At 34.4% G+C, this 22,857-nt stretch carries 20 protein-coding genes; 6 read left to right on the forward strand and 14 right to left on the reverse strand.

The features are described from left to right. Window positions 1-107: 107 nt before the first annotated feature. A complete protein-coding gene (gene trxA / locus M666_RS11800) occupies window positions 108-404 on the forward strand; it encodes a thioredoxin (protein ID WP_024480186.1) in 297 nt (98 codons plus the stop codon). 18 nt (window positions 405-422) lie between these two features. Here the strand turns inward: trxA and M666_RS11805 are convergent, their stop codons facing one another. From M666_RS11805 to M666_RS11840, 8 genes are all read right to left on the reverse strand, one after another. Further along, on the reverse strand, window positions 423-1,262 hold the full coding sequence (locus M666_RS11805; protein WP_029446004.1) for a universal stress protein: 840 nt from the start codon (window positions 1,260-1,262) through the stop codon (window positions 423-425). A gap of 13 nt (window positions 1,263-1,275) precedes the next feature. Then, entirely contained in the window at window positions 1,276-2,121 is an 846-nt protein-coding gene (locus M666_RS11810) for a universal stress protein (protein WP_029446005.1), read from the reverse strand. Window positions 2,122-2,207: 86 nt separating this feature from the next. Then, complete coding sequence (locus M666_RS11815; protein ID WP_029446006.1) at window positions 2,208-3,044, reverse strand: universal stress protein; 837 nt, start codon at window positions 3,042-3,044, stop codon at window positions 2,208-2,210. A gap of 93 nt (window positions 3,045-3,137) precedes the next feature. After that, the gene (locus M666_RS11820) at window positions 3,138-4,187 is read right to left on the reverse strand and encodes a response regulator (RefSeq protein ID WP_025614697.1); all 1,050 of its coding nucleotides are present in this window, start codon (window positions 4,185-4,187) and stop codon (window positions 3,138-3,140) included. Window positions 4,188-4,191: 4 nt separating this feature from the next. Then, a complete protein-coding gene (locus M666_RS11825) occupies window positions 4,192-6,078 on the reverse strand; it encodes a sensor histidine kinase (protein WP_029446007.1) in 1,887 nt (628 codons plus the stop codon). A gap of 98 nt (window positions 6,079-6,176) precedes the next feature. Beyond that, window positions 6,177-7,130: a 1-phosphofructokinase family hexose kinase gene (locus M666_RS11830; RefSeq protein ID WP_029446008.1), complete on the reverse strand. Its 954-nt coding sequence runs from the start codon at window positions 7,128-7,130 to the stop codon at window positions 6,177-6,179. Then, window positions 7,127-9,640, reverse strand: a complete 2,514-nt coding sequence (locus tag M666_RS11835) for a cation-translocating P-type ATPase (protein WP_039325691.1) — start codon at window positions 9,638-9,640, stop codon at window positions 7,127-7,129. The genes M666_RS11830 and M666_RS11835 overlap by 4 nt, the downstream gene beginning before the upstream one ends. Window positions 9,641-9,659: 19 nt before the next feature. Further along, on the reverse strand, window positions 9,660-10,478 hold the full coding sequence (locus tag M666_RS11840; RefSeq protein WP_029446010.1) for a patatin-like phospholipase family protein: 819 nt from the start codon (window positions 10,476-10,478) through the stop codon (window positions 9,660-9,662). A 131-nt stretch (window positions 10,479-10,609) separates the two neighbouring features. Here M666_RS11840 and M666_RS11845 point away from each other — a divergent pair, with 131 nt between their 5' ends. Together M666_RS11845 and M666_RS11850 are read left to right on the forward strand one after the other, a co-directional pair. After that, complete coding sequence (locus M666_RS11845; RefSeq protein WP_029446011.1) at window positions 10,610-11,377, forward strand: RNA polymerase sigma factor; 768 nt, start codon at window positions 10,610-10,612, stop codon at window positions 11,375-11,377. Window positions 11,378-11,387: 10 nt separating this feature from the next. After that, window positions 11,388-11,804 carry a hypothetical protein gene (locus M666_RS11850; RefSeq protein WP_226989906.1) on the forward strand — a complete coding sequence of 139 codons (417 nt, stop codon included), beginning with the start codon at window positions 11,388-11,390 and terminating at the stop codon, window positions 11,802-11,804. On the opposite strand, the gene M666_RS11855 is transcribed toward M666_RS11850, so the two are convergent. From M666_RS11855 to M666_RS11880, 6 genes are all read right to left on the reverse strand, one after another. After that, on the reverse strand, window positions 11,793-12,557 hold the full coding sequence (locus M666_RS11855) for an exodeoxyribonuclease III (RefSeq protein WP_029446013.1): 765 nt from the start codon (window positions 12,555-12,557) through the stop codon (window positions 11,793-11,795). The genes M666_RS11850 and M666_RS11855 overlap by 12 nt on opposite strands. A gap of 105 nt (window positions 12,558-12,662) precedes the next feature. Beyond that, window positions 12,663-13,931 (reverse strand): MgtC/SapB family protein, encoded by a 1,269-nt coding sequence (locus M666_RS11860; protein ID WP_029446014.1) that lies wholly within the window; start codon window positions 13,929-13,931, stop codon window positions 12,663-12,665. A gap of 11 nt (window positions 13,932-13,942) precedes the next feature. Continuing rightward, window positions 13,943-15,625 carry an ABC1 kinase family protein gene (locus M666_RS11865; RefSeq protein ID WP_029446015.1) on the reverse strand — a complete coding sequence of 561 codons (1,683 nt, stop codon included), beginning with the start codon at window positions 15,623-15,625 and terminating at the stop codon, window positions 13,943-13,945. A 106-nt stretch (window positions 15,626-15,731) separates the two neighbouring features. Further along, on the reverse strand, window positions 15,732-16,916 hold the full coding sequence (locus M666_RS11870) for an acetate/propionate family kinase (protein WP_029446016.1): 1,185 nt from the start codon (window positions 16,914-16,916) through the stop codon (window positions 15,732-15,734). A 31-nt stretch (window positions 16,917-16,947) separates the two neighbouring features. Further along, window positions 16,948-19,041: a phosphate acetyltransferase gene (pta, locus tag M666_RS11875; RefSeq protein ID WP_029446017.1), complete on the reverse strand. Its 2,094-nt coding sequence runs from the start codon at window positions 19,039-19,041 to the stop codon at window positions 16,948-16,950. Between the two features lie 110 nt (window positions 19,042-19,151). Beyond that, complete coding sequence (locus M666_RS11880) at window positions 19,152-19,604, reverse strand: pyridoxamine 5'-phosphate oxidase family protein (RefSeq protein ID WP_029446018.1); 453 nt, start codon at window positions 19,602-19,604, stop codon at window positions 19,152-19,154. Window positions 19,605-19,826: 222 nt separating this feature from the next. Here M666_RS11880 and M666_RS11885 point away from each other — a divergent pair, with 222 nt between their 5' ends. The 3 genes from M666_RS11885 to M666_RS11895 are packed head-to-tail and all read left to right on the forward strand — an operon-like array spanning window position 19,827 to window position 22,851. Then, a complete protein-coding gene (locus M666_RS11885; protein ID WP_029446019.1) occupies window positions 19,827-20,903 on the forward strand; it encodes an efflux RND transporter periplasmic adaptor subunit in 1,077 nt (358 codons plus the stop codon). Beyond that, entirely contained in the window at window positions 20,903-22,165 is a 1,263-nt protein-coding gene (locus M666_RS11890; protein ID WP_029446020.1) for an ABC transporter permease, read from the forward strand. The genes M666_RS11885 and M666_RS11890 overlap by 1 nt, the downstream gene beginning before the upstream one ends. 8 nt (window positions 22,166-22,173) lie before the next feature. Continuing rightward, complete coding sequence (locus M666_RS11895; protein WP_025614712.1) at window positions 22,174-22,851, forward strand: ABC transporter ATP-binding protein; 678 nt, start codon at window positions 22,174-22,176, stop codon at window positions 22,849-22,851. Window positions 22,852-22,857 lie beyond the last annotated feature (6 nt).

Genomic DNA, 22,857 nt, shown 5'->3' on the forward strand with positions numbered 1-22,857 from the left:
TTATGGTGGATTAAAAGTACCCAACATAATCCGATAAAATTATGATATAAATCAGTTCAGAACTCTGCTGTATTTTATAAATTTATAATTCAAAAAAGAATAGAAAGATGAAAAGTAGTTTTGATAAAATAATAGACTCAGATACACCAGTATTAATTGATTTTTTTGCCGATTGGTGCGGACCTTGTAAAACTTTGGCGCCCATTTTAAAGCAGGTAAAAGAAGAGATGGGAGATGCCGTTAAGATTGTAAAGATTGATGTAGATAAAAACCAAACCTTGGCTTCAAAATATCAAGTTAGAGGGGTACCTACTATGATGTTATTTAAAAATGGAAAACAACTTTGGCGACAATCTGGAGTGCTCCAAAAAAATGATATCGTAAATATCATCAAATCTAATTAACAATAGATTTCTTTTAATTTATTCGTGTAAAACCAAAAAAGGGATGCTAATATGGTAGCTTATTTCTTCTACGGTAGGTCTGAATAGGATGCGCTCTAAAAAATTTAAGTTTTTAGCGACCATTACTAACATATCTACCTTTTCGGTACGGATAAACCTATCAATAGCTGTATCTAAATTGTGGCTTTCTAGGTTGCTAAAATTATGCGTTATTTCTTTAAAATAATGTGCTAGAAATTCTTTGTTTTTTAATTGTAGAGCGCTCATAGTTTCATGTTTACTCTCAATATGTAAAAAATTGAGTTCCGCATTGGTCAATAGCGATACATCTTTTAAAAGCGCTAAGATATTTAAATCGTAATCAATAATGTAATCTGTTGGAAAACCAATGCGCTGTGGTTTGTGATAGCTTGTTTCTTCAGGCACGGCTAATACGGCACATTTAACCTTTGTAATTACGTGCCCCGTATTACTACCTAAAGCTACTTTTTTTATACCAGAAGCACCTTTGGTACCCATGATAATAAGATCTATTTTCTTAGTAGCTACATCATTTTTTATATGATCAATAAAGAAACCATAATTGGCCGAGGTGTGAAATTCGTGTTTAGTGTTAAAAGGCAATTTTTCTATACGTTCTAAAAGAGCATCTAATTTTTCTAAACATTCTTTCAGCAAGTTCTCTTCCATAATTTCAGGAGGTAAAACCATCGCCATTTCTCCTGCGCTAGCTGCTAGAACCGGACTTACGTGAGTGAGGTGAAAAGTGCATTTTGTTTTTTTAAATAACGATAATCCGTAGGCAATAGCATTCCATGAATTTTCTGAAAAATCTGTTGGTATAAGTATATTTTTCATGCGTATGAGCGTATTAACGTGATAAATTTTGAAGTACTAAAAAGGGTAAATGGATTTTAAGACCTATTTCATCTATGGTAGATCTATATAACATGTCTTCTAAAAAGGAATGACGAGAATTTGTCATTACTAATAGGTCTATAGCTTTTTCATCAATGGTATTCATGATAGCAGTAACTCTATTTTGTACAGCAGTCTGTTCAAAACTTAAATAAGCATTGGGTAAAGCGTCTTCAAGAAATTTTTTGTTATCTATTTGGCGCATGCTTAAATCTTCAAAATCGGATATATGAAGGCAATGAACTTCAGATTTGAATTCCTGACATAAGGTATCTAAGAGCTTTAGTTCCCTGCGTTTATAAGGCAAATTATAATCTGTTGGGAATAGAATTTTTTTAGGGTGTTGGTAGGTATACGTTTCAGGGATAGCAAGAACAGGGCATTTTACATATTTAAATACTTGTACAGTATGGCTGCCAAAGGTGATGCTTTTATTTGCTGTTTTACCTTTGGTTCCCATAATGATGAGGTCGATGTTAAATAGATTAACGGTGTCATTTACAGCATCAACCAAAGACTCAAAAGAGGCTATTGCTTTGTAAGTGTGTTTAGGGTTATGTACCTTTTCTTCTTTAATGCTAATTAATTCGTTGAGTAACTCTTTTACTCGAATTTCAATGTTAGTGGTACGTTCAGAAATAGACGTATCTGCACTATTTTTTAAAAAACCATAAACTTCATCAGCATAGGCGTGCACAAAATAAAAAACGGTTTGCTCGCATTTGTACAACTGCAGGGCGTAATCTATAGCATGCATTGCATTTTCTGAAAAATCGGTAGGGATTAAGATAGTTTTCATAGCCTAATATTTTTGAGGTCACTTCAAAAATATCTTTTGGCGTATTAAATCCCTATGACAATTGTCATACACCTAAGATAGTTTGCTTATTCATGAAGTACAAAAACAGGAATTTTTGTGTGCTTACTTATTCTTTTAATGGTAGAATTGAATAACAGTTGTTGTAAGTAATTTAAGTTTTTTGCTGCCATGATGGTCATATCAATGGCATGGGTGATGGTGAAATCTTCTATAGCGTCTTTCACGTTTTTGTTTTTTTCACTATAAAAATGGTAGCGATCTTCAAATACTTCATCTAAATATTCGTGCAGATAGTTTTTATTTTTCTCTTGAGAGCTATTTAATTTTTCAGTCACCATTACACTCATCACTTCTAATACACCATTAGAGATTCGTAAAATTTCTGTTAACGACTGTAGAATGTCAAAAGAATAAAAGTTGTTGAAATTGGTAGGAAATACAATTTTATGTAGGGGTTGAAATTTACATTTTTTTGGTACAATTAATAAGTTGGCGGCTACTTTTGTAATGACATCTTCAGTGTTACTGCCTATAAATGTATTTTTTAATGTAGAAGTGCCCTTAGTCCCCATAACAATAAGATCTATTTTCTTTTCTACGATAGTCTTACGAATAATATCAATAAAATTTCCAAATTCTTGAAAACCATAGAACAGATGAAGCTTAGACGTGTTATTTTTAGAAATCTCCTGAATTTTTTCTTCCAGTAGCGCCATTTTTGATGGCAGGTCTATTGCATTATAATTTAAGGCAAAGCCATATGTTGCAATCCCAGACTCGCTCAATGCACCAATATTCATGATATAGAATGTACAGGCTGTATTTTTGTAAAATGCAACGGCGTATGCTAAAGCATTAAAAGAATTTTCTGAGAAATCTGTAGGTACTAAAATTTGTTTCATTATTGGGATCCACTACTTTACAGCGAAGGTATAAAGCCTTAAGAACTCAAAAAATGACAACGGTCATATCCTGAAAGGTAAGAGTAGTGGAACTTAGGTGATGTATTGGAGTGCTTTGAGCTCTTTAATCTTAATATTTCGGCCTTCTATTTCAATTAATCCCTCTTTTTTGAACCCAGATAATGTGCGTATTAAACTTTCTGTGGCAATACCCGCAACACTCGCCAAATCACTTCTAGAAATTTTGATAGGCTCATCTGCTTGTGTTGTCATAATATCGGCAAACTGTAATAAGGTTTGAGCTGTCTTTTTTCGTACAGAACTATAGGCCATTTGCAGTAATTGCTGTTTAATTTCTTTTATGTTTCCCGATAGTAATTCAACCAGCTCTAAAGAAATAGCATGGTTTTTTTCTAAAATTTCTTTTAGGTTTTCTTTAGAAATACCCGCCAAAACCACTTCTTCCATGGCTGTAGCAGATTCTTGATAAGGTACGTTTTTTAGGAAAGAAGTAAAGCCTAAGAAATCATCTCCTCGGTATAAAGACGTAATTAATTGTTTTCCATCTTCATCCATAGAATGGCATTTAACAACTCCTTTTAGAACCAAAAAAATAGTGTTAGAAGCTTGGCCTTCTTTATAGATAATATCACCTTGGGAGAAGGTCAATTCATCTCCATTATCATCAAAAAAATTCTTTAATTCATTGAGGTCTAGAATAGCATCTTCAGTAGTTTCCTGTTTATGATCTGAAACAGCATTTTGTTTTAAAATTTCGTGTTTGGCCAGTCTACTTTCAATAGCACTAATTAAATCTTCTTCTTCAAAAGGTTTGGTCAAATAATCATCGGCACCTAAATCCATCCCTTTTCTAATTTCCTTATGCTCTGTTTTTGCTGAAAGAAAAATAAAAGGAATTTGCTTTGTAATTTCATCTTCATTAAGTGCTTTTAAAACACCATATCCATCTACCTCTGGCATCATAATATCACAAAGTATAATATCTGGCAATAATTCTTTAGCAGCTGTAATTCCTATTTTTCCATTAGGAGCAGTCGTTACTGCATAACCAGCAAGATCTAAAAGTTCTTCTGTGTTCTCACGAAGTGCTCTATCATCCTCAATTAATAAAATAGTTTTCATGTGCTTATTGCTTTAAATCTTTAGGTATGGTAATCGTAAAAATAGACCCTTCATTTTCCGAACTTGTAAAGTCTAAACTAGTGCCTAAATTTTCCAAATGCTGTTTAGCGATGTTTAGTCCTATTCCTGTTCCTTGTGTTAAGAGTGCATTTTCAGCTCTAAAATAGCGATTAAAAATGTGTTTCTGCTCTTCTTCAGGGATTCCTATACCATGATCTACCACTTTTATTTCTATGGTATCTGTATTATGCGCTACGATGATATCTATTGCAGTATCTTCAGGAGAGTACTTAATAGCATTATGTACTAAATTAGACAAGGCCAATGCCAAGGTTTTTTCATCAAAATAGATGAAAAGGTCATCTATATTTCTAGGATAGCTAATGCGCTGTCCTGTTTTTAAAAGCATGTTTGCATTGTAGATTACATCATCCAATAATTTGCTCAACGGAAACTCTTCTAAACTGTAATTTATTTTTCCGGAATCTAAACGTTCTACCGATAAGAAATCTGTTAGAATAGTATCTAGATAACGTACTTTGCTTTTTATAGTATTGACATGTTTATCTCTCTTTTCCTGTTGCTCCGTTTGTGTGTATTTGGCAAGTAGGGTAATAGACGTTAAAATACTACTAAGCGGTGTTTTAAATTCATGAGAAACCAGTGATAAAAATCTAGTTTTTAACTCGTTGAGTTCTTTTTCTTTAGCTAATGCCTCAGTTAATTGCTTGGTACGTTCTTGAACCGTTTTCTCTAATTTTAGGGTGTAGTTTTTTCTATCTGTGATGTCTAATATGATGGCTAAAAAAACATCTTGATCCCCGAATCTTGATAATTGTAGATGTACTTCTGCTGGGTATTGTGTGCCATCTTTTCTTTGATGTACCGTCTCAAATTTTATTTTTTCTTCTTCATTTGTAATTAAAGGAACCAAAACCTTTCTAAACTGTTTTTCTGTAAAATTTGGTTTAATGTCGACAGGGGTAAACTTCTTGAGTTCTTTAACCGTGTAGCCAATATTATTTTGAGCTCCTTTATTAGCATTTATAAACCGTAATGAATCTTTGTCAAATAAGAAGATTTCATTTAAAGATTCATTGAAAATTTTTGCCCAATGTTCTTTTTCTTGCTGACTTTTTACACGCTCTGTAACATCATTCTGTATTCCAATATAATTGGTAATAGTTCCAAACCTGTCTTTAATTGGTGTAATGTATAAATCGTTATAAAAAAGACTTCCATCTTTTCTATAGTTTCGTAAAATAGCTTGTGAGCTTTCTCCTTTTTTTATGGCATTTCGCATGTTAACGATGCAGTCTTGGTCCTTGTCATCGCCTTGTAAGAATCTACAATTTTTGCCGATTGTCTCTTCTTCAGAATACCCCGTTAGCGTTTGAAAAGAAGCATTGCAATAGATAATAGGATTATCTGGTTTTAAAGCATCAGAGATTACAATTCCATTGGAAGCAGATTGTAGTGCTTCACTCTTCATTCTTAAATCTTTCTCTACGGCCTTTCTATTGGTAATGTCTATAACCAGTGCCATAACATACGTGGTATCGTACAGCTCGAAAGGGTTTAAGCCTGCTTCTAAAGGAAATTCTTCTCCGTTTTTACGTACACCAAACAATTCACGACCGTGACCCATTTGCCGTTTTTCACTCTTAGAAATAAAATTATCTACGTGTTTATCGTGATTTGGATGGTATCTTTTAGGAATTAGAATTTCTAGAGGTTGCCCAATTAGTTCATCTTTATCATAGCCGAACATTTTTTCAGCAGCAGAGTTAGATGCAACTACATTTTGTTTTTTGTTGACAACTATGATTCCCTCAGAAACACCTTCAGAGAGAAGATTAAAAATGGTACTATTCTTTTCAAAAGCTTGCATAATTTCAAAGTTAAAACTTTAAAACTGATTATGCTCATAGAAAAGAAAAGGGAATGCTTTTAACTTTTATTCATTGAAAGATACTAGAACGCTAAAATTTATAAATTTTTGGTTGCAGGATGTTGCTGAATATACTCATAAAGCTTGTTGGCATCTTCAATGGTGCATAATTGTGAACCTGGTGTCATGGTTGCAGCTGTACCACAAGCAACACCAAATTTAGCAGTATCACTTATTGACTTATGGTTGGCTAACGCAAAAACCATCCCCGCAACCATACTATCACCGGCACCTATGGTGCTATTCTGGTACACAACAGGGGCATTGATATGCTCGTGGTAATCCTGTGTAATGACGAATGCGCCTTGCGGGCCTAAAGAAACCACCATTAGTTCACATGGGTTATTCGCCATAAATTTCTGAGCGAGGGGTATTAAATCGGTAAATGAAATTTCCGTTACACCACACAATCTACTTAGTTCTCCTAGGTTGGGTTTTAAAAGAAAAGCACCTGCTTGAGCTCCAATAAATAAAGGTTCTCCTGAGGTGTCTAGTATAAGCTTGGCTTTTTTTGCCTGAGCTAATTTAGCAACGCGGGCATAAAAGTCTAAAGGCATTCCTGGTGAGAGACTCCCGCTTGCCACTAGAAATGTACCTTCTGTGAGTAATGGGTCGAAATGCTGTAGCGTTTTATTGCACTCTTCTGTCGTTACTTCCGGTCCTGGCATGCCAAACCTAAACTGCTGGTGACAACTTAGGTCTGTTACCGCTAAATTTTCTCTTGTAACTCCCTGTATAGAAATAGGTTCTTGAGAAATTCCGCTTTTGTTAAGTAATGTTTTAAAATAGGCTCCCGTGTGTCCTCCTTCTAGATACATGCAGATAGAATCTTGTCCTAACTTTTGTAATACTTTAGATACATTTATTCCGCCACCACCAGCTTCAAAAATGGGGGTTTCGCATCGTAATTTGCTATTGGGTTTTATTCCTCGTACCGTAGTACTTTTATCTATTGCAGGATTTACAGTGAGCGTGATTATTTTAGGTTTCATAGCATCGGATTCTTTTTATTGCGTTGGTTCCATTTGACAAGTTCATACCATAAGACCGAAATTAGTCCTGTTAGGATGGCACCTAATACTTGTAATATTGTTAAGGTGCTGAACTGAAAAAATCGTGTGAATGGAGGGATGAATAGTAGCGCAGCTGTAATGAGAACCGTAATTCCTATAATTAAAGGGACCAGGTTGTTTTTATATTTTAACGTGGTCAAAATAGAATAGTAAAAAGATCTATTTACTAAAGTTAAGCCTATGTTTGCAATGATTAAAACCAAAAAAACCATGGTTCTAGTGGTGTCTTCAGAATAGTCCGCATGAATGCCATATTGATATATAGATAGCGTACCTACCGTAATGGCTAGACCTTGAATGATACTTGTTAGGAGTTCTTTTAATTTGAAAAAAGTATCTGTTAACAATCTTGGCTTTTGAAGCATGGTATTTTTTTCCAGTGGTTCATTTTCATAGATGATAGAACAGGTAGGGCCCATGATAAGCTCTAGAAGAATCACGTGAGTTGGAGAAAATATATTAGGAAAAGCCCAACCCAATGCCAACGGAATAAACACCGTCAAGATAATTGGTATATGTATGGAAATAATATATTGAATGGCTTTTTTTAGATTGCTATAAATTTTTCTACCCATGGCAATGCTATCGATCATTTTAGATAAATCATCGTCTACGAGAATTAAAGAGGCTGCTTCTTTGGCTATTTCAGTTCCCTTGGTACCCATTGCAATGCCAAAATGTGCAGCTTTCAAGGCAGGCCCATCATTAACACCATCTCCAATCATTGCAACTACTTCGTTGTTTGCCTTTAGAGCATTAATAATTCTTAATTTTGCATCTGGAAACATTCTAGAAAATACTTGTATGTGTTTTACTTTCTCTTGTAGTTGTTTATCGTCTAATTGCATTAATTCTGCACCCGTCATACCTTTTTCATAGCCAATAAAATGAACTTCTTTGGCAATAGCACTAGCGGTAGTAGCCGTATCTCCCGTAATAAGTTTTACCGTAATTCCTGCGCGATCAAATTCTTTTAAAACCGTACTAATATTTTTTTTAGGAGGGTCATAAAAGGCTACAAGGCCTAAAAAGTCAAATAAGAATTCTTGTTGTGTTTCGGGATAATCTGTTCCTTTAAATTTAGCAATACCCACACCTAACAATCTATAGCCTTGATCTCCCAATACCGTTATCGCTTTTCGAATTTTAGCTTTCTCGACCTCTTTTAAGTTACTTATGGGGAGAAAAGCTTCTGGAGCTCCTTTAGCAGCAATAATTCGTTCTCCTTCTTGGTTTTCAAAAATATGCGTCATCATGGGAGGTTTACCTCCTAAAGGATACTCATGTGTTAGGCTATAGCCTTTGCGTTCATCGGAATTAGTAGTTCGGGCATATGCTTCGTGAAGCGATACTTCCATAGGGTCAAAAGGGATGGGCTCACTAGACCACATCGCCGCATCAAGTAATTCTTGCTCTAATGCATTTGGTTTATCTGGAACCGCTACAGTTTCATCTGTTTTAAAAAGATACAATTTTACTAAACTCATTTTATTCTGAGTGATAGTACCTGTTTTATCTACGCAAATAACCGTTGCACTCCCTAAACTTTCTACTGTTTTTATTTGTTTTACTACAATTCCTAATTTCATTAAACGCCATGATCCAAGGGCCATAAAGGTTGTGAATGCTACGGGAATTTCTTCAGGTAATATACTCATTGCTAAGGTGAGAGCTTTTAGTAAACTATCTAAAATATTTTGGGTATTGTAATAATTAATTCCCCATACCAACAGAAACGTTATTCCGCCTGCGATAGACATTTTTTTTACAAAGCTTGCTATTTGTATTTCTAATGGCGTTTTCTCGTTCTGTATATTTTCAAGGCTTTTTCCTATTTTGCCCAAGGCAGTTGCATTTCCAATTGCGGTAACGGTGGCAATGGCTAAACCACTTGCTACTGTAGTTCCTGTATAACATTGATTTTTTTTAGATTGTACATCTTTAAAAACGGCCATAGATTCTCCAGTAAGCAACGATTCATTAACAGAAAAGTCGTTTGAATGTATAATGACGCCATCAGCAGGAATTATAGTTCCTTCCTCTACCATGATACAATCTCCTAGAACAAGGTCATGCGTCTGAACTTCTTTAATTTCGCCATCCCTGATGACTTTAGCTTTTGGTTGCGTAATGTTTTTTAGTTTTTCTAAAGTATTTTTACTTTTAGATTCTTGATAAAATGAAATAGAGGCTACTAATACAATAGCGGATGCTAAGAAAATACCATCTCCTATATTGCCTGTAAGAAAATAAATTCCCGACGCCACACTTAACAACAAGACCATTGGTTCTTGTAAAATATCCTTGAGGGCATCTATGAATTTATGTTGTTTTTTATAGTCTAAAGTATTTTTGCCGTGCGTTTCACGAGCGGCTAAAACTTCTTGTTCAGACAATCCTTGTATGCCAAAATCCTTTGGATTTATCATGTGGTTTTATGTGTTATTTTTATTTAGGAATAGAAAAGCCATTGATTAACTCTAAATTAATAGCCTTCAAAGCTTTGTCTTTTTTAAGTTTATTTTTTTCTATAGCGGCGATGGCAGATTCATAGCCTAAATTAAAAATGGTATCAATATTTTTAAGAGAAAAAGTACTAAACTCTTTCATTCTACTGGGTCTAATAAGTAGGTCGCAATCTTTAAATTTTAAACTTGTTTCACGTGCCAACATAATATGATAAGACCGTTCCATGATATTGTACACATGTTTTAAGCTGTCTTTTTCTACGTTTTGAAAAGGGTTTACATAGACTCCAATAATGGTATCACATTTGTGCTTTATTACATCTACAGGAAAATTGTTAAGAATACCGCCATCTGCATAATATCCGCTCTCTATAGCTACCGGAGCAAAAACCCCTGGAACCGCAGCAGAAGCTAGTATGGTCTTTATTAAATTTCCAGATTCAAATGTTTTTAAGGTACCGTCTAATAAATTGGTTGCTGTAACGATAAGTGGTATTTGAAGAGCCTTAAAATCATCTATCGGAAAGTAAGCGCTAAACTGTTCATAGAACTTTTCGGTATCTAATAAACCCGGTTTACCCATGGCGTAGTTTGTGAAAGAGAAAAGTTGTGTAGTTTTAAAAAAATCTAGCATTTGTTGCCATGAACACCCTCCTGCATATAATGCACCAACGATGGCACCTGCGCTTGTGCCCGCTATATAAGAGGGCTGCATTTGATGTTCTTCTAGCGCCTTTATTACGCCCACATGTGCAATGCCTCTTACGCCACCTCCAGAAAGAACCAAACCTGTATTCATACTACTAACTATCAGATGATTTAAAATCGAAAGTAATAAAGTTTTAATTTTTTATACCTGACAAATGTCATAGTAAATTTTTAGAATAAGTTCCATATTTGGGTATCAACATATTTTAACACCCTGATATTATGGAATCTATTATGAAAAATACAACGAGCACCACTGAATTTAATGTATTTGTTTCTAAGACATATGTAGACTTAGTTAGTTTAAAACAAACAGGAGATACACAAGCGTTTAATTCGTTGCTTTTAAAAGTTTTGCCGCAGGTAAAACAATATGTACAACATAAATTAAATGTGGCTACAGCAAATAGTTTACTAGATAAAAACAGATTTAAAGGAGATGATATTATAGATCAATTATTTGTTGAAGTATATGATCATATAGATGCCTTAGAAGCAGCGGATGATTTTCATGTTTGGTTGTTTAAAAAGGCAGATGAATTAGTAGAAGATTTGCTTATTGATGAAGAGTTTGATACTTATTTCTTTGAAAATATAGATAACTTTTCTAAACCAGAATGGGATGAGATGGAAGAAAAATATAGTACCGATGGAGATGGTGATTTTGTTATGTTAGAAGATTTTGATACGAATGATTATCCTAAGAATGACTACCTATTAAATGCTGTTTTTGTAGAAGATAAAGACAAAGATATAGTAGCTACGCTTGATAAAAAGTTAGATGCAGAGCGTGTTAAAAAGCATGCAAATCTAGTATTGTTAGGCTTGCCGAAAACAATGAGTAGTGCTTTTGAGTTGTTCAATACTTATAAGTTTAATACGCATGAAATTTCGAAGATCATCAATAAAAGTGTGCATGAAGTAGCGCATTTGCTAAAAGAGGCAAAAGGCAAAATGAAATCTAGTTTTTTAAGCAGATATATAGACTAATAAAATCAAGATGATGAAAGAGCGACCAATAAACCATAAAAACGTATTACTTCTGGGCGCAAGTCTAGAAGTATTACATCAAGAAAGTAAAGAATGGTTAGAAACTATTTCTTTTTGGAGTTATGAAGCCCAGTTTTTTAAAAACTTATTAAAACAAGTAAAAACAAACGAAACAAGGTATCAACAAATGTTACAGACCTTAGATACCATTTACAATCAGCTCTTTAAATTTCTGAAAAAAGATATTGTCGCGCATGAAAAAAACCTAGCCCAACTTCAAGAGTTAACGATAGGTTTTAGTGATACAGACTATCGCGATGAGCACAAAAAGTTAAGCGAAAGTATGTCTTTACTCACTCAAGATTTTAAGGAATTAAAAATGACAATTTTCGATTTTGTTAAGCAGCGTACATTATTAGATGGATAAGGTAATGCCTATGGGGCAATGGTCAGAACCCAAAATATCGGCATAAATAGTAAAGCTTTCAATTTTATCAGCAATCGCCTTACTTACTAAAAAGTAATCAATACGCCACCCTGTATTGCGCTCCCTAGATTTAAAACGGTAACTCCAGTAGGTATAAGCTACTTCATCTGGATGCAGCAGTCTAAAAGAGTCTACAAGATCATTAGCGATGAAATTATCCATCCCATCTATTTCTATTTGGGTATAGCCAGCGGTTTTATTGTAATTAGCTTTGTCATTTTTTAAATCGATGGCGCGGTGGGCAACATTGAAATCTCCGCAAGCGATCACAGGCTTTTTCTTCTCTAAATTTTTTAGGTAAGCAAGAAAGTCTTTATCCCATTGTTGACGGTATTCTAAACGATCCAATTTTTGTCCAGAATTGGGTACGTAGACATTTACTAAATAAAAAGCATCGTACTCTGTACATAAAATCCGCCCTTCCGTATCATGTTGCTCAATACCCATATCAGGTACAGTCTTCAAGGGAGTAGGTTTGCTTAATATGGCCGTACCAGAATATCCTTTCTTATCAGCAGAATTAATAGCTATAGATAAATCTGATAAAGGTTCTAAGGCTTTAGTAACTTCACTGTCCTGTGCTTTAGTTTCTTGTAGGCATAAAATATCAGGAGCCATTGTTTTCACAGCTTCAAAAAAATCTTTCTTTACAACGGCGCGAATACCATTAACATTCCAAGAAACAATATGCATAGATGTATTTTATAGTGAATAAATCCCGTTAGAATTTTCGGAAGATGAAGGTACTAAAATCAGTCTAAAAATTAAAGCCTTAAAGTAGAATATCAACCTAATAAATTACGCAAATAGGACATAGAGTATGCCGAGGATAACAATGCTACTAAAGGTGAGGCCGATAATTTTACGAGTTTCTTTTGATCCATTGATAAGGCTTATTCCTAATTTAACGACCATGTTACTTAAAATAGCTGTAATAATTATTGCTGTTGCGGTAACATAATTCCCTGTTGTCTCTGAAAATTTAGCCATACTGATGGTTATGGCATCGGTATCGGCTAAGCCAGCGATTAAGGCTGTGTAATATAGACCTTCATCGCCAAAAAATAATTTCCCATAGAACACGGCAAAGCGTATAATCATATAAATAACACCAAAACCTATGGCATTTACTAGATTTAGAGGGTTTCCTAATTTAATGTCTGAGTCTGGCTTACTCGTTTGTTTATGAACTAATAGTAGTGCTGCACCTAGACAAATTAAGGTAAGCACCGTAAAAGGGATGAGTATTGAAGGAACTAAAGCACTGTTGAAAATACCTATAAGGAGCGCTAACCTTGGAAACATTATGGCCGATGCTAGTAAAATCCCTGCGCTATATTTTTTTGATAACTCTGGAAATTCTTTACTTTTTGAAGCATAACTCCAAGTCACTGCGGTGCTAGATATGAGTCCGCCTAATAATGCGGTTAATAAAATTCCTTTTTTTGAGCCTACAAATTTGACCAAAAAGTATCCTATGAAATTCAAAAAGGAAACAATTACAATAACGGAACCTATTTCAAAAGGGTTTATTAAATTATTGATTCCCAGATCTTTATTTGGTAAAAAAGGAAGGATTAAAAGAGCAATAATTGAGAATTTTATGAAGGCAGATAATTCATCTGCCGTAATATTACTGATTACAATTTTAAATCTTGTTTTAAGTGATAAAAGCGTTGTTATAATAACAGCGGTGGCTACCGCTTCTCGATACAATCCTTTAGAGGCCATAAGTCCTAGGACGAAAGTGGTCATCAGCGCTAAATCTGTGGTTAAATCATTAGAGTAGCTACTGTTTGCTTTGGAGAACTGGCTGAATCCTAGAAATAAGATAAAAGCAACTAATGTTACAATAGGCAACCAAACCGTAAACGATTCGCTTAAATTTCCAATAATAAAGCCTAAAATTGTAACGATGGGAAAAGTACGGATACCCGCAAAACCAGCCTCTTTTTTTAATTTATCATATTCGCGTTCTAATCCAATAATGAGTCCTATGCCAATACTGATAAGTATACCAAGCATATAACTTCCCATGAGTTCGCTTAAATAGTGTATCGTGTCCATGATATGAAGTGCTACAAATTGCGATTTTTAAAAATTGAAATTAAAATGGCAAAACCTAATAGTGCAGAAATGAGAAACCCTAGAGCACCCAGAATAGGGATCCCGTTTACTTTGGGAGGCATATCTGCAATTACTAAAATAGACGACCCAATAGATAGTGCTGCGATAATTATAGCAAATACCATTCTATTGATAGCGGTTTTCAACGTGTCTTTAAACTCATTTAGGCCTTTGTGTTCATGGACAATAACTAATTTACCGTTTTTTATTTTACTTATAATATCATTGATATCTTCAGGCAGGGTATCTATTAAATTCGTGTAATCTTGTGCTCTAGCGATACTCTTTTTTACGAACCTTTTAAAACTTAATCGTTTGCGAATAATTGTAGTCATGTAGGGTTCTAAATTCTCCGTAATATTAAAATCAGGATTTAGTTTTAATCCAACACCTTCAATGATCACTAAAGCACGTATAAGCATGTACAAATAATGCGGGATAGCAATTTTATTGTTAAATAATATGTTTTTGAATTGACTGAGGGTTGCTCCTAATTTTATATGCTGAATAGCAATATTACTGATGCCTTCTAGAAGTTCATTGAGATCATATTCAAGGGTTTTCTCATCAGGAATATCGGTTCTTATCGCAATTTTTTTAAGTACTACAATAATTTTTTTAACATCTTTCTTAAAGAATGCAAGTAATAAATCTTCTAAGGCTTCTTTGTCTTTAGGCATAATACTGCCCATCATTCCATAATCTATAAAGCAAATGCGTTCCTGTTCTGGTAGCACAAATATATTGCCTGGATGTGGGTCTGCATGAAAAAAACCAAAATCTAGAATCTGCTCTAAGTAAAGATCAACACCTAATGTGGCTACTGCTTTTGTATCAATGTTAAGCGCTTGTAATTTTTTTATTTCGGAGACTTTGATACCATCAATATACTCCATGCAAATAATATGATCATTGCTAAAGGCTTTATAAGCCTTAGGAACATAAATTATGTCATTGTTTTCAAAATTTTTAGAAAACCGCAGCATATTATTTAGTTCTTGGGTATAACTGAGCTCTTCAGTAATACTCTTCTCAAAAGAGGCGATTAATTGCATGGGTTGTAATTGCTGCGCTTGAGAACTGTATTTCTCTAAGGCACTAGCAACATCCTTCATGATAGATATATCTGAAGCAATGGTTTCTTTTATATCGGGTCTTTGAATTTTGAAAATAACCCATTCCCCAGTTAATAATTGTGCTTTATGTACTTGTGCTAATGAAGCTGCCGCAAGTGGAGTGGGGGAGATATACGAAAAACATTCATTGCTATCTAGCGCTAATTCTTCTTTTATTTTTTTTGCTACATCAAAATTTTCCAGAGGTTTTACATTATCCTGAAGTTTCACAAGTTCTTTTAGCAACTCCGGAGGAAGCATGTCTTCTCTATTGCTAATCACCTGTCCCATTTTTACATAGCTAGGGCCTAACTCTTCAAGGACCATTCTAATACGCTCGTATGTAGAATAGGAGAGAAGCTTATGAGTGTCTGGGTGTTTTTTTAAATAGGTGTCAGGGATAAGTTTTTTTATAGGATTTGACGCCAATACATCCTCAAAACCATATTTAGAGAGCACACTAAACAGCGTACCGTATCTTTTTAAATCTTGTTTTTTTGGTAATTTTAATGATGGCATACGGTATTACGGTACATTTTGTTGCAGCGTAAAACAAAAATAAAAGAATACAAGCTGGTTTCAAATGATAAATATCACTACAAATACCAGGAAGTATTCTTTTATATTATGCGTGTACCAAACGGTATGCTTGCTTTGCAATTTCTAGCTCTTCATTGGTAGGGATCATCAATACCTTTACCTTAGCATCTGTCTTATTTATTTCTAAAAGCGATTTTGATCGGGTATTATTTTTATCAGCATCTAGTGTAATTCCTAAATACTCTAAATCAGTACAGACCATTTCTCTTATTAAAGCAGAATTTTCTCCAATTCCCGCAGTAAAAATAATAGCATCTATTCCATTTAAAATAGCCGCATAGGCACCGATATATTTTTTGATGCGGTAGGTATTCATCTGTAAGGCTAAAATACATGATTTGTCCCCTTTTTCAGCGGCTGCTTGTATGTCTCTTAAATCACTAAAACCAGTAAGCCCCAGCATACCACTTTTTTTAATTAGCAGTTCATTCACTTCCTCTAAGGAGTATCCTAAAGTTTCTACTAAATAGTAAATTATAGCATGATCAATGTCTCCACTTCTAGAGCCCATTATTAAGCCATTAGAAGGAGCAAAACCCATACTGTGATCAATACTTTTACCATCCTTAATTGCCGTTATACTACAGCCGTTTCCTAAATGAATGGAAATTATTTTAGACGTTTTTTGATTGAGGTGTTCTATTGCTTTTTCTGATACATATTTATGACTCGTACCATGAAAACCGTAAACTTGCACTTTATTTTCATAGAATTCTTCAGGAATAGCATATTTCTTAGCTACAGCTGGAATTGAATGATGAAAAGCTGTATCAAAAACGGCAACTTGTTTGGCATTCGGGAAAATTTCTTCTGCCAATTCTATACCCTCTAAATTATGGGGATTGTGTAGTGGTGCTAAAGAATAAAGATTTTTTATTTTCTCTTTGACAGAGGCATCAATTAAAGAAGTGTCAGAGAATGCTTTTCCTCCATGAACTACCCTATGGCCTACTACAGAAATTTCTTCGGTATTTTTTATCACGCCTAGCGAAGGATCCAATAAAAGATCTGCTATTTTTAATAAGCCTGCTTTATGGCTAGGAATTGCTAGCTCTTCTTCTAGTTTTGTTGCGTTCGTGCTATATTTTAATAAGGCATTATCACTACCTATGCGCTCTGCCAAACCCTCGCAAATCACCAGCTCAGTAGGCATACTTATTAATTGATATTTTATAGAAGAACTGCCGGAGTTTAAAATAAGGATATTCACGTAAATTGATTTTTTTTTGATGTTGAGTTAATTATAATCCTTCTGCTTGAATAGCGGTAATGATCACCGTATTAAAGATGTCTTCTACGGTACAACCACGACTTAAATCATTTACAGGCTTATTTAACCCTTGCAACATTGGACCAATAGCCAATGCACCCGTTTCTCGTTGTACAGCTTTATAGGTGTTATTCCCTGTATTTAAATCAGGAAAAATGAAGACACTTGCTTGTCCGGCAACTTCAGAATCAGGAAGTTTGCTTTTTCCTACTTTACTATCTACTGCGGCATCATATTGAATAGGACCTTCAACTTTTAAATCAGGTCGTTTTTCTTTTATCAGTTTTGTAGCTGTTCTAACGCGGTCTACGTCTTCTCCAATACCAGAGGCACCTGAAGAATAAGATAGCATAGCTACTTTAGGCTCTATCCCAAAAGCAGCACTAGTTGCAGCAGATGAAATAGCAATTTCAGAAAGCTGCTCTGCAGTAGGGTTAGGATTAATGGCACAATCGCCAAAAATGGTAACACGGTTAGGCAAGCACATAAAAAATACAGAAGAAACTAAAGAAACGCCTGGCTTAGTTTTTATAAATTGCAATGCAGGTAATATTGTATGTTGCGTAGTGTGTACTGCTCCAGAAACCATCCCATCTGCATGACCTTTATGTACCATCATAGTACCAAAGTAAGATACATCTTCCATAAGATCTTTTGCCATGGCTAAGTTTACATTTTTATGCTTACGCAATTCATATAGCGTGGTCGCGTAATCTAAAAAGTTGGCTGAATTTTTAGGATCAATAATGTCTATTTCTCCAGGATTAAAGACCAATGCTAATTCTTCCATTTTAGCAGTAATTTGATCTTTATCACCCAGTAGCGTAAGGGTTACGGCCTCTACTTCCAATAATTTTTTAGCCGCTATTAAAATTCTTTCATCAGTACCTTCTGGCAAGACAATATGTTTTTTGGCAGACTTAGCTCTTTTCAATAAATTGTATTGAAACATTCTAGGCGTAATCCCTTCAGCTTTAAAAGTTATTAGGCGCTCTGCTAAATCATTCACGGGGATATGTTTTTCAAATTCCTGAATTGAAGTGGTTATCTTTTCAGTATTATCCGCATATATCTTTGGCTTTATGGCCCCAATTTTATTGGTCACGGCAAAAGTTCCTTGATTTACAGAAATTATAGGTATAATATCAGAAAGACCTTCAATTAGTTTTATGATAGAATCTTCAGGAATTAATCCTCCTGTAAGTACAATACCTGATAAGTTTGGATAATTGGTAGAAATATTTGCTTGTAAGGCACCCAGAATAATATCTGCACGATCTCCTGGTGTAATAACAAGGCTGTCTTTCTTTAAATGTGTTAAATAATTACGGAGTTGCATTGCTCCCACACTAAAGCCATTGGCTTGGTTGTTTAAATAGCCTTCTCCAAATAATACTTTAGCATCTAATTGGCTCGCTATTTCTTTTACAGTAGGGTTCCCTAAAGTAGGGTTTGCAGGAATAGCACCGATAAGTACTTTTTCGGGTAATTTTTTCTTTAAAGCAGCAACTACTACTTCTAAATTCTCAGGTTGCACTTTATTAGCTACGGTGAGTAATACTTCCACACCTTTTTCTCTAAAAGAATCAAAACCCATATACAGATTGCCCACTAATTCTTCTAGCGTTTTACCAGCGCCACTAGTAATTATAACGGCAGGTATTCCTAAGTTTTTGGCAACAAGTACATTTATATCCCATTCAATAATAGCCCCTTCACCAGAGAAATCTGTACCTTCTACAAGCACAAAATCAAACCGATCTTCAATAGCTTTAAATTTATGGATGATATGGCTGATGATCTCATCGTCTTTATCTTGATTTTTTAACTGAAGTACTTTACTACGTGTAAAAGCATAGGCATCTTCGGGTTTCATATCAACTTCAAAATGCGATAGTACGGTTTGTATGTGATTGTCTATCTGCCCTTCTTTTAAGTCGTCCACAATAGGGCGGAAGTATCCTACTTTAGCTGTTTTTCCTAATAAAATTTGCATTAGGCCTAAGGATACTATAGACTTCCCACTATTGGGTTCAGTGGTGGCAATATAAATGGCTTTACTCATGTAATGGGTATATTATGATCTTCTCAAAGTTAAGAGATTCTTTACCTAAGCACAAGGCAAAGCACATAAACTCAGAATTAATTATAGCTTCACTATTAAATATATAGCGTTTACATTTCTTTTCTTTTTCCCGTAATTTCGGTAATGTTTATTTTAAAAACGGTAGGGATACCTTTCTGGTATGATTTGTTAGAAAATTCACTAATAAATTCAGTTTCTTTCTGTTCCTTTTCGAAAATTAGTTTCTTTACACCTTCGCTAAATACATGTAATTTTTGTTTTGCATCGATACCTGTTAGTTCTTCAAAAGTACCGTGAACTAATACTGATTGCCAATTGTTTACCGAGGTAATTTCTTGTACCGCTAATGATACCTGCTTGTTTTTACGCATGGCACTTAGTTTAAGACCATCTGCAGTATAACTTATGATAGTACCATCTTCCTTATCAAAATAATAGGTAATGGGAATTACATAGGGCATGTTTTGAGAAATAACCCCCAGGTTTCCAAAGTAATTATTAATAAGAATACTGATGCTTTGACTTTTGCTTAAATCTATCATTTTGTGAGGTATAAGAGCTGTTTGTTCTAATTGATTTGACAAAAATAAGCTGTATCAGGGTATTAAAATATGACAATAGTCAGTCCTTAATTTTAAGAGTTCTTATGGTTAAGAAATAGCTCAGAATTTGCAACTAAATTTAATCATAGGATATGATTTATCTCATTGTTTTTGATGAAATTCATGCCTTATTTCGCAGTTCACAAAGAATATATTCTTCCAATGAAAATAGTATTCCTCCTTTCTACCTTATTATGTATTTCCTGTGGAAGTAAACAAGAACGAACACTTCCCATAGTCAAGAAATTAACAGAATCTGTTTATGCCTCAGTAACCATACAGCCCGATAGTTTGTATGAAGCATATGCCATCGTAAATGGTATTCTTGAACGTAATTTGGTAGAAGAAGGAGCCTTAGTTCATAAAAATACACCTTTAGCACATATCACCAATTCTTCTAGTGCATTGAATGCAGAAAATGCAAGACTGTCTTTGCAACTAACCGCAAGTAACTATCAAGGGAATTCTACGGTGTTAAAAGAGCTGCAAGAAGATATAGAAACAGCACGTTTAACTTTTACAAACGATTCTATAAATTATAAAAGGCAAGAAAATTTATGGCGTCAGCATATTGGTTCCAAAATAGAATATGAAACTAGAAAATTAGCATATCAACGGTCCAAGAATCAATTGAATGTCTTGGACAATAAATTTAACCGGACCAGAAAAGAATTACAAACACAAGTAAAACAGGCACAAAATACCTACAAAAATTCTCAAATAACTACAGGAGAATATACGATTACTAGTAAAATTAACGGCAAAGTATATGCGCTTTATAAAAATAGAGGTGAAATTGTAACTACCATGGAAGCCCTTGCTTTAGTAGGGAGCACGTCAAATTTTGTCATTGAACTGTTGGTAGATGAGGTAGATATTGTAAAAATAGAGAAAGGGCAAAAAGCATTAGTAAGTTTAGATGCCTATGCTGATAGGGTATTTGAAGCTGTAGTCACGAAGATATACCCTCAGAAAGATTCGCGTTCACAAACATTTAAAGTAGAAGCCTTATTTATAAAGACGCCTGAAAAATTATATCCAGGACTTTCTGGAGAAGGTAATATTGTTATTTATGAAAAGAGTGATGCATTAATAGTTCCTAAAGAATATATAGTGAATGGGAACTCGGTGGTAACGGATGATGGTTTAAAAACTGTAGAAATAGGTTTGCAGAATTTAAATGAAGTAGAAATTACAAAAGGTATTACAACCACTACGGAACTATTAAAACCAGAATAATGACAAATTGGCCTGTAATACTCAATATTGCAAAGACGCATTTACTGACCAAGTTAAAATCAACATTAACGGCGGCTTTGGGAGTTACTTTTGGTATAGGTGCTTATATTACGTTGGTTAGTTTTATGACAGGGCTAAATGCAATGTTAGACGATTTAATATTAAACCAAACGCCTCATATACATTTGTATAATGAAATAAAGCCTACAGAAAAACAACCTGCAGCCTTGTATGATGAATTTCAACAGTCCTTTCAATTTGTACATTCAATTAAGCCAAAACAGCATCAGAAAAAAATTCACAATGCTTTGCCTATTTTAAGCTATCTAAAAAAGGATAGAAAAATAAAAGGAGTAACCCCTCAAGCTAGAGCTCAGATCTTCTACATTTCGGGCTCCATAGAAATAGGAGGCAGTTTAATAGGAGTGTCTATCATGGATGAAATAAGGTTGTCTAATATTCGAGATAATATTATTCAAGGCCTACCAGAAGATTTGGAAAATAATGATACAGGTATTTTACTAGGTTCGGGCTTAGCAAAAAAAATGTCCTTAAAAGTAGGCGATAGGGTACAGGTTAGTACGGTTAAAGGAGACCTTTTTCCTCTCAAAATAGTAGGATTATACCAGAGTGGGGTGGCAGAGGTAGATAATAGCCAGAGTTTTGTAAACCTAAAAACGGTACAACGCATTCTAGGAGAAACCCAGAACTATATCACTGACATTAATATCAAATTAAATGATATTGAAGATGCTTCAGCATATTCAAAACAATTAGCCTCTCTGTTTTCAATTACGGCGACCAGTATAAATGAAGCTAATGCACAGTTTGAAACAGGCACTAACATTAGAAACCTTATTACTTATGCCGTATCTATAACGCTATTGATTGTGGCTGGATTTGGGATCTACAATATCTTAAATATGCTCATATATGAGAAGATGAAAGATATTGCCATCTTAAAAGCACTTGGGTTTTCAGGTACTGATGTTCAGCTTATTTTCATGAGTCAGGCAATGATTATAGGTTTGGTAGGCGGCCTATTGGGGCTTTTGGTAGGTTTTGGATTTTCTGTTCTCATAGATCAAACTTCTTTCAAAACAGAAGCATTACCAACTATTGATACTTATCCGGTAGATTTTAGTCTTAGTTACTATGTTATAGGAATTGTATTTGCATTGCTTTCTACTTTTATAGCGGGGTATTTACCTGCAAATAAAGCCAGGAAGATAGATCCAGTAAAAATAATTAGAGGTACATAATAAAGCGTATGGATTTAGTTCTTGAAACAAAAAAAATAAATAAGCACTTTTTAAAACCTAAAGATTTTCATGTTTTAAAAGATATCTCCTTTGGAATAGAAAAAGGAGAATTTACGTCTATCATGGGGAAATCTGGTTCGGGGAAATCTACGTTACTATATATCTTGTCTACTATGGATACCGAGTATACGGGCGAATTGTATTTGAATAATGAATTGATCACAGGGAAAAACCAAAAAGAACTTTCTCAAATTAGAAATAAATATGTTGGCTTCGTGTTTCAGTTTCATTATTTGCTTTCGGAGTTTACGGTATTAGAAAACGTGATGTTACCTGCAAAAAAACTAGCGGAAAAATCACATCAAGAAATAGAGTATATAGCAATGGAAAAATTAAAAATGCTAGACATAGAGAAGTTAGCCTTGCAGCGCGCTTCAAGAATCTCTGGAGGAGAAAAACAACGAGTGGCTATTGCGCGTGCTTTAATTAATAATCCCGTACTTTTAATGGGTGATGAACCAACAGGAAATTTAGATAGCCGCAATGCAGATAATGTGTTTAATATTTTTAAACAATTGAAAGAAGAAGAAGACCTATCCTTATTGATCGTAACCCATGATGAAGATTTTGCTCATAAAACAGACCGAATCATTCAGATGGAAGACGGAAGAATTATTACTTCATAATTTAAA

Source organism: Cellulophaga baltica 18 (assembly GCF_000468615.2).
GTDB classification, from domain to species: Bacteria; Bacteroidota; Bacteroidia; order Flavobacteriales; family Flavobacteriaceae; genus Cellulophaga; species Cellulophaga baltica.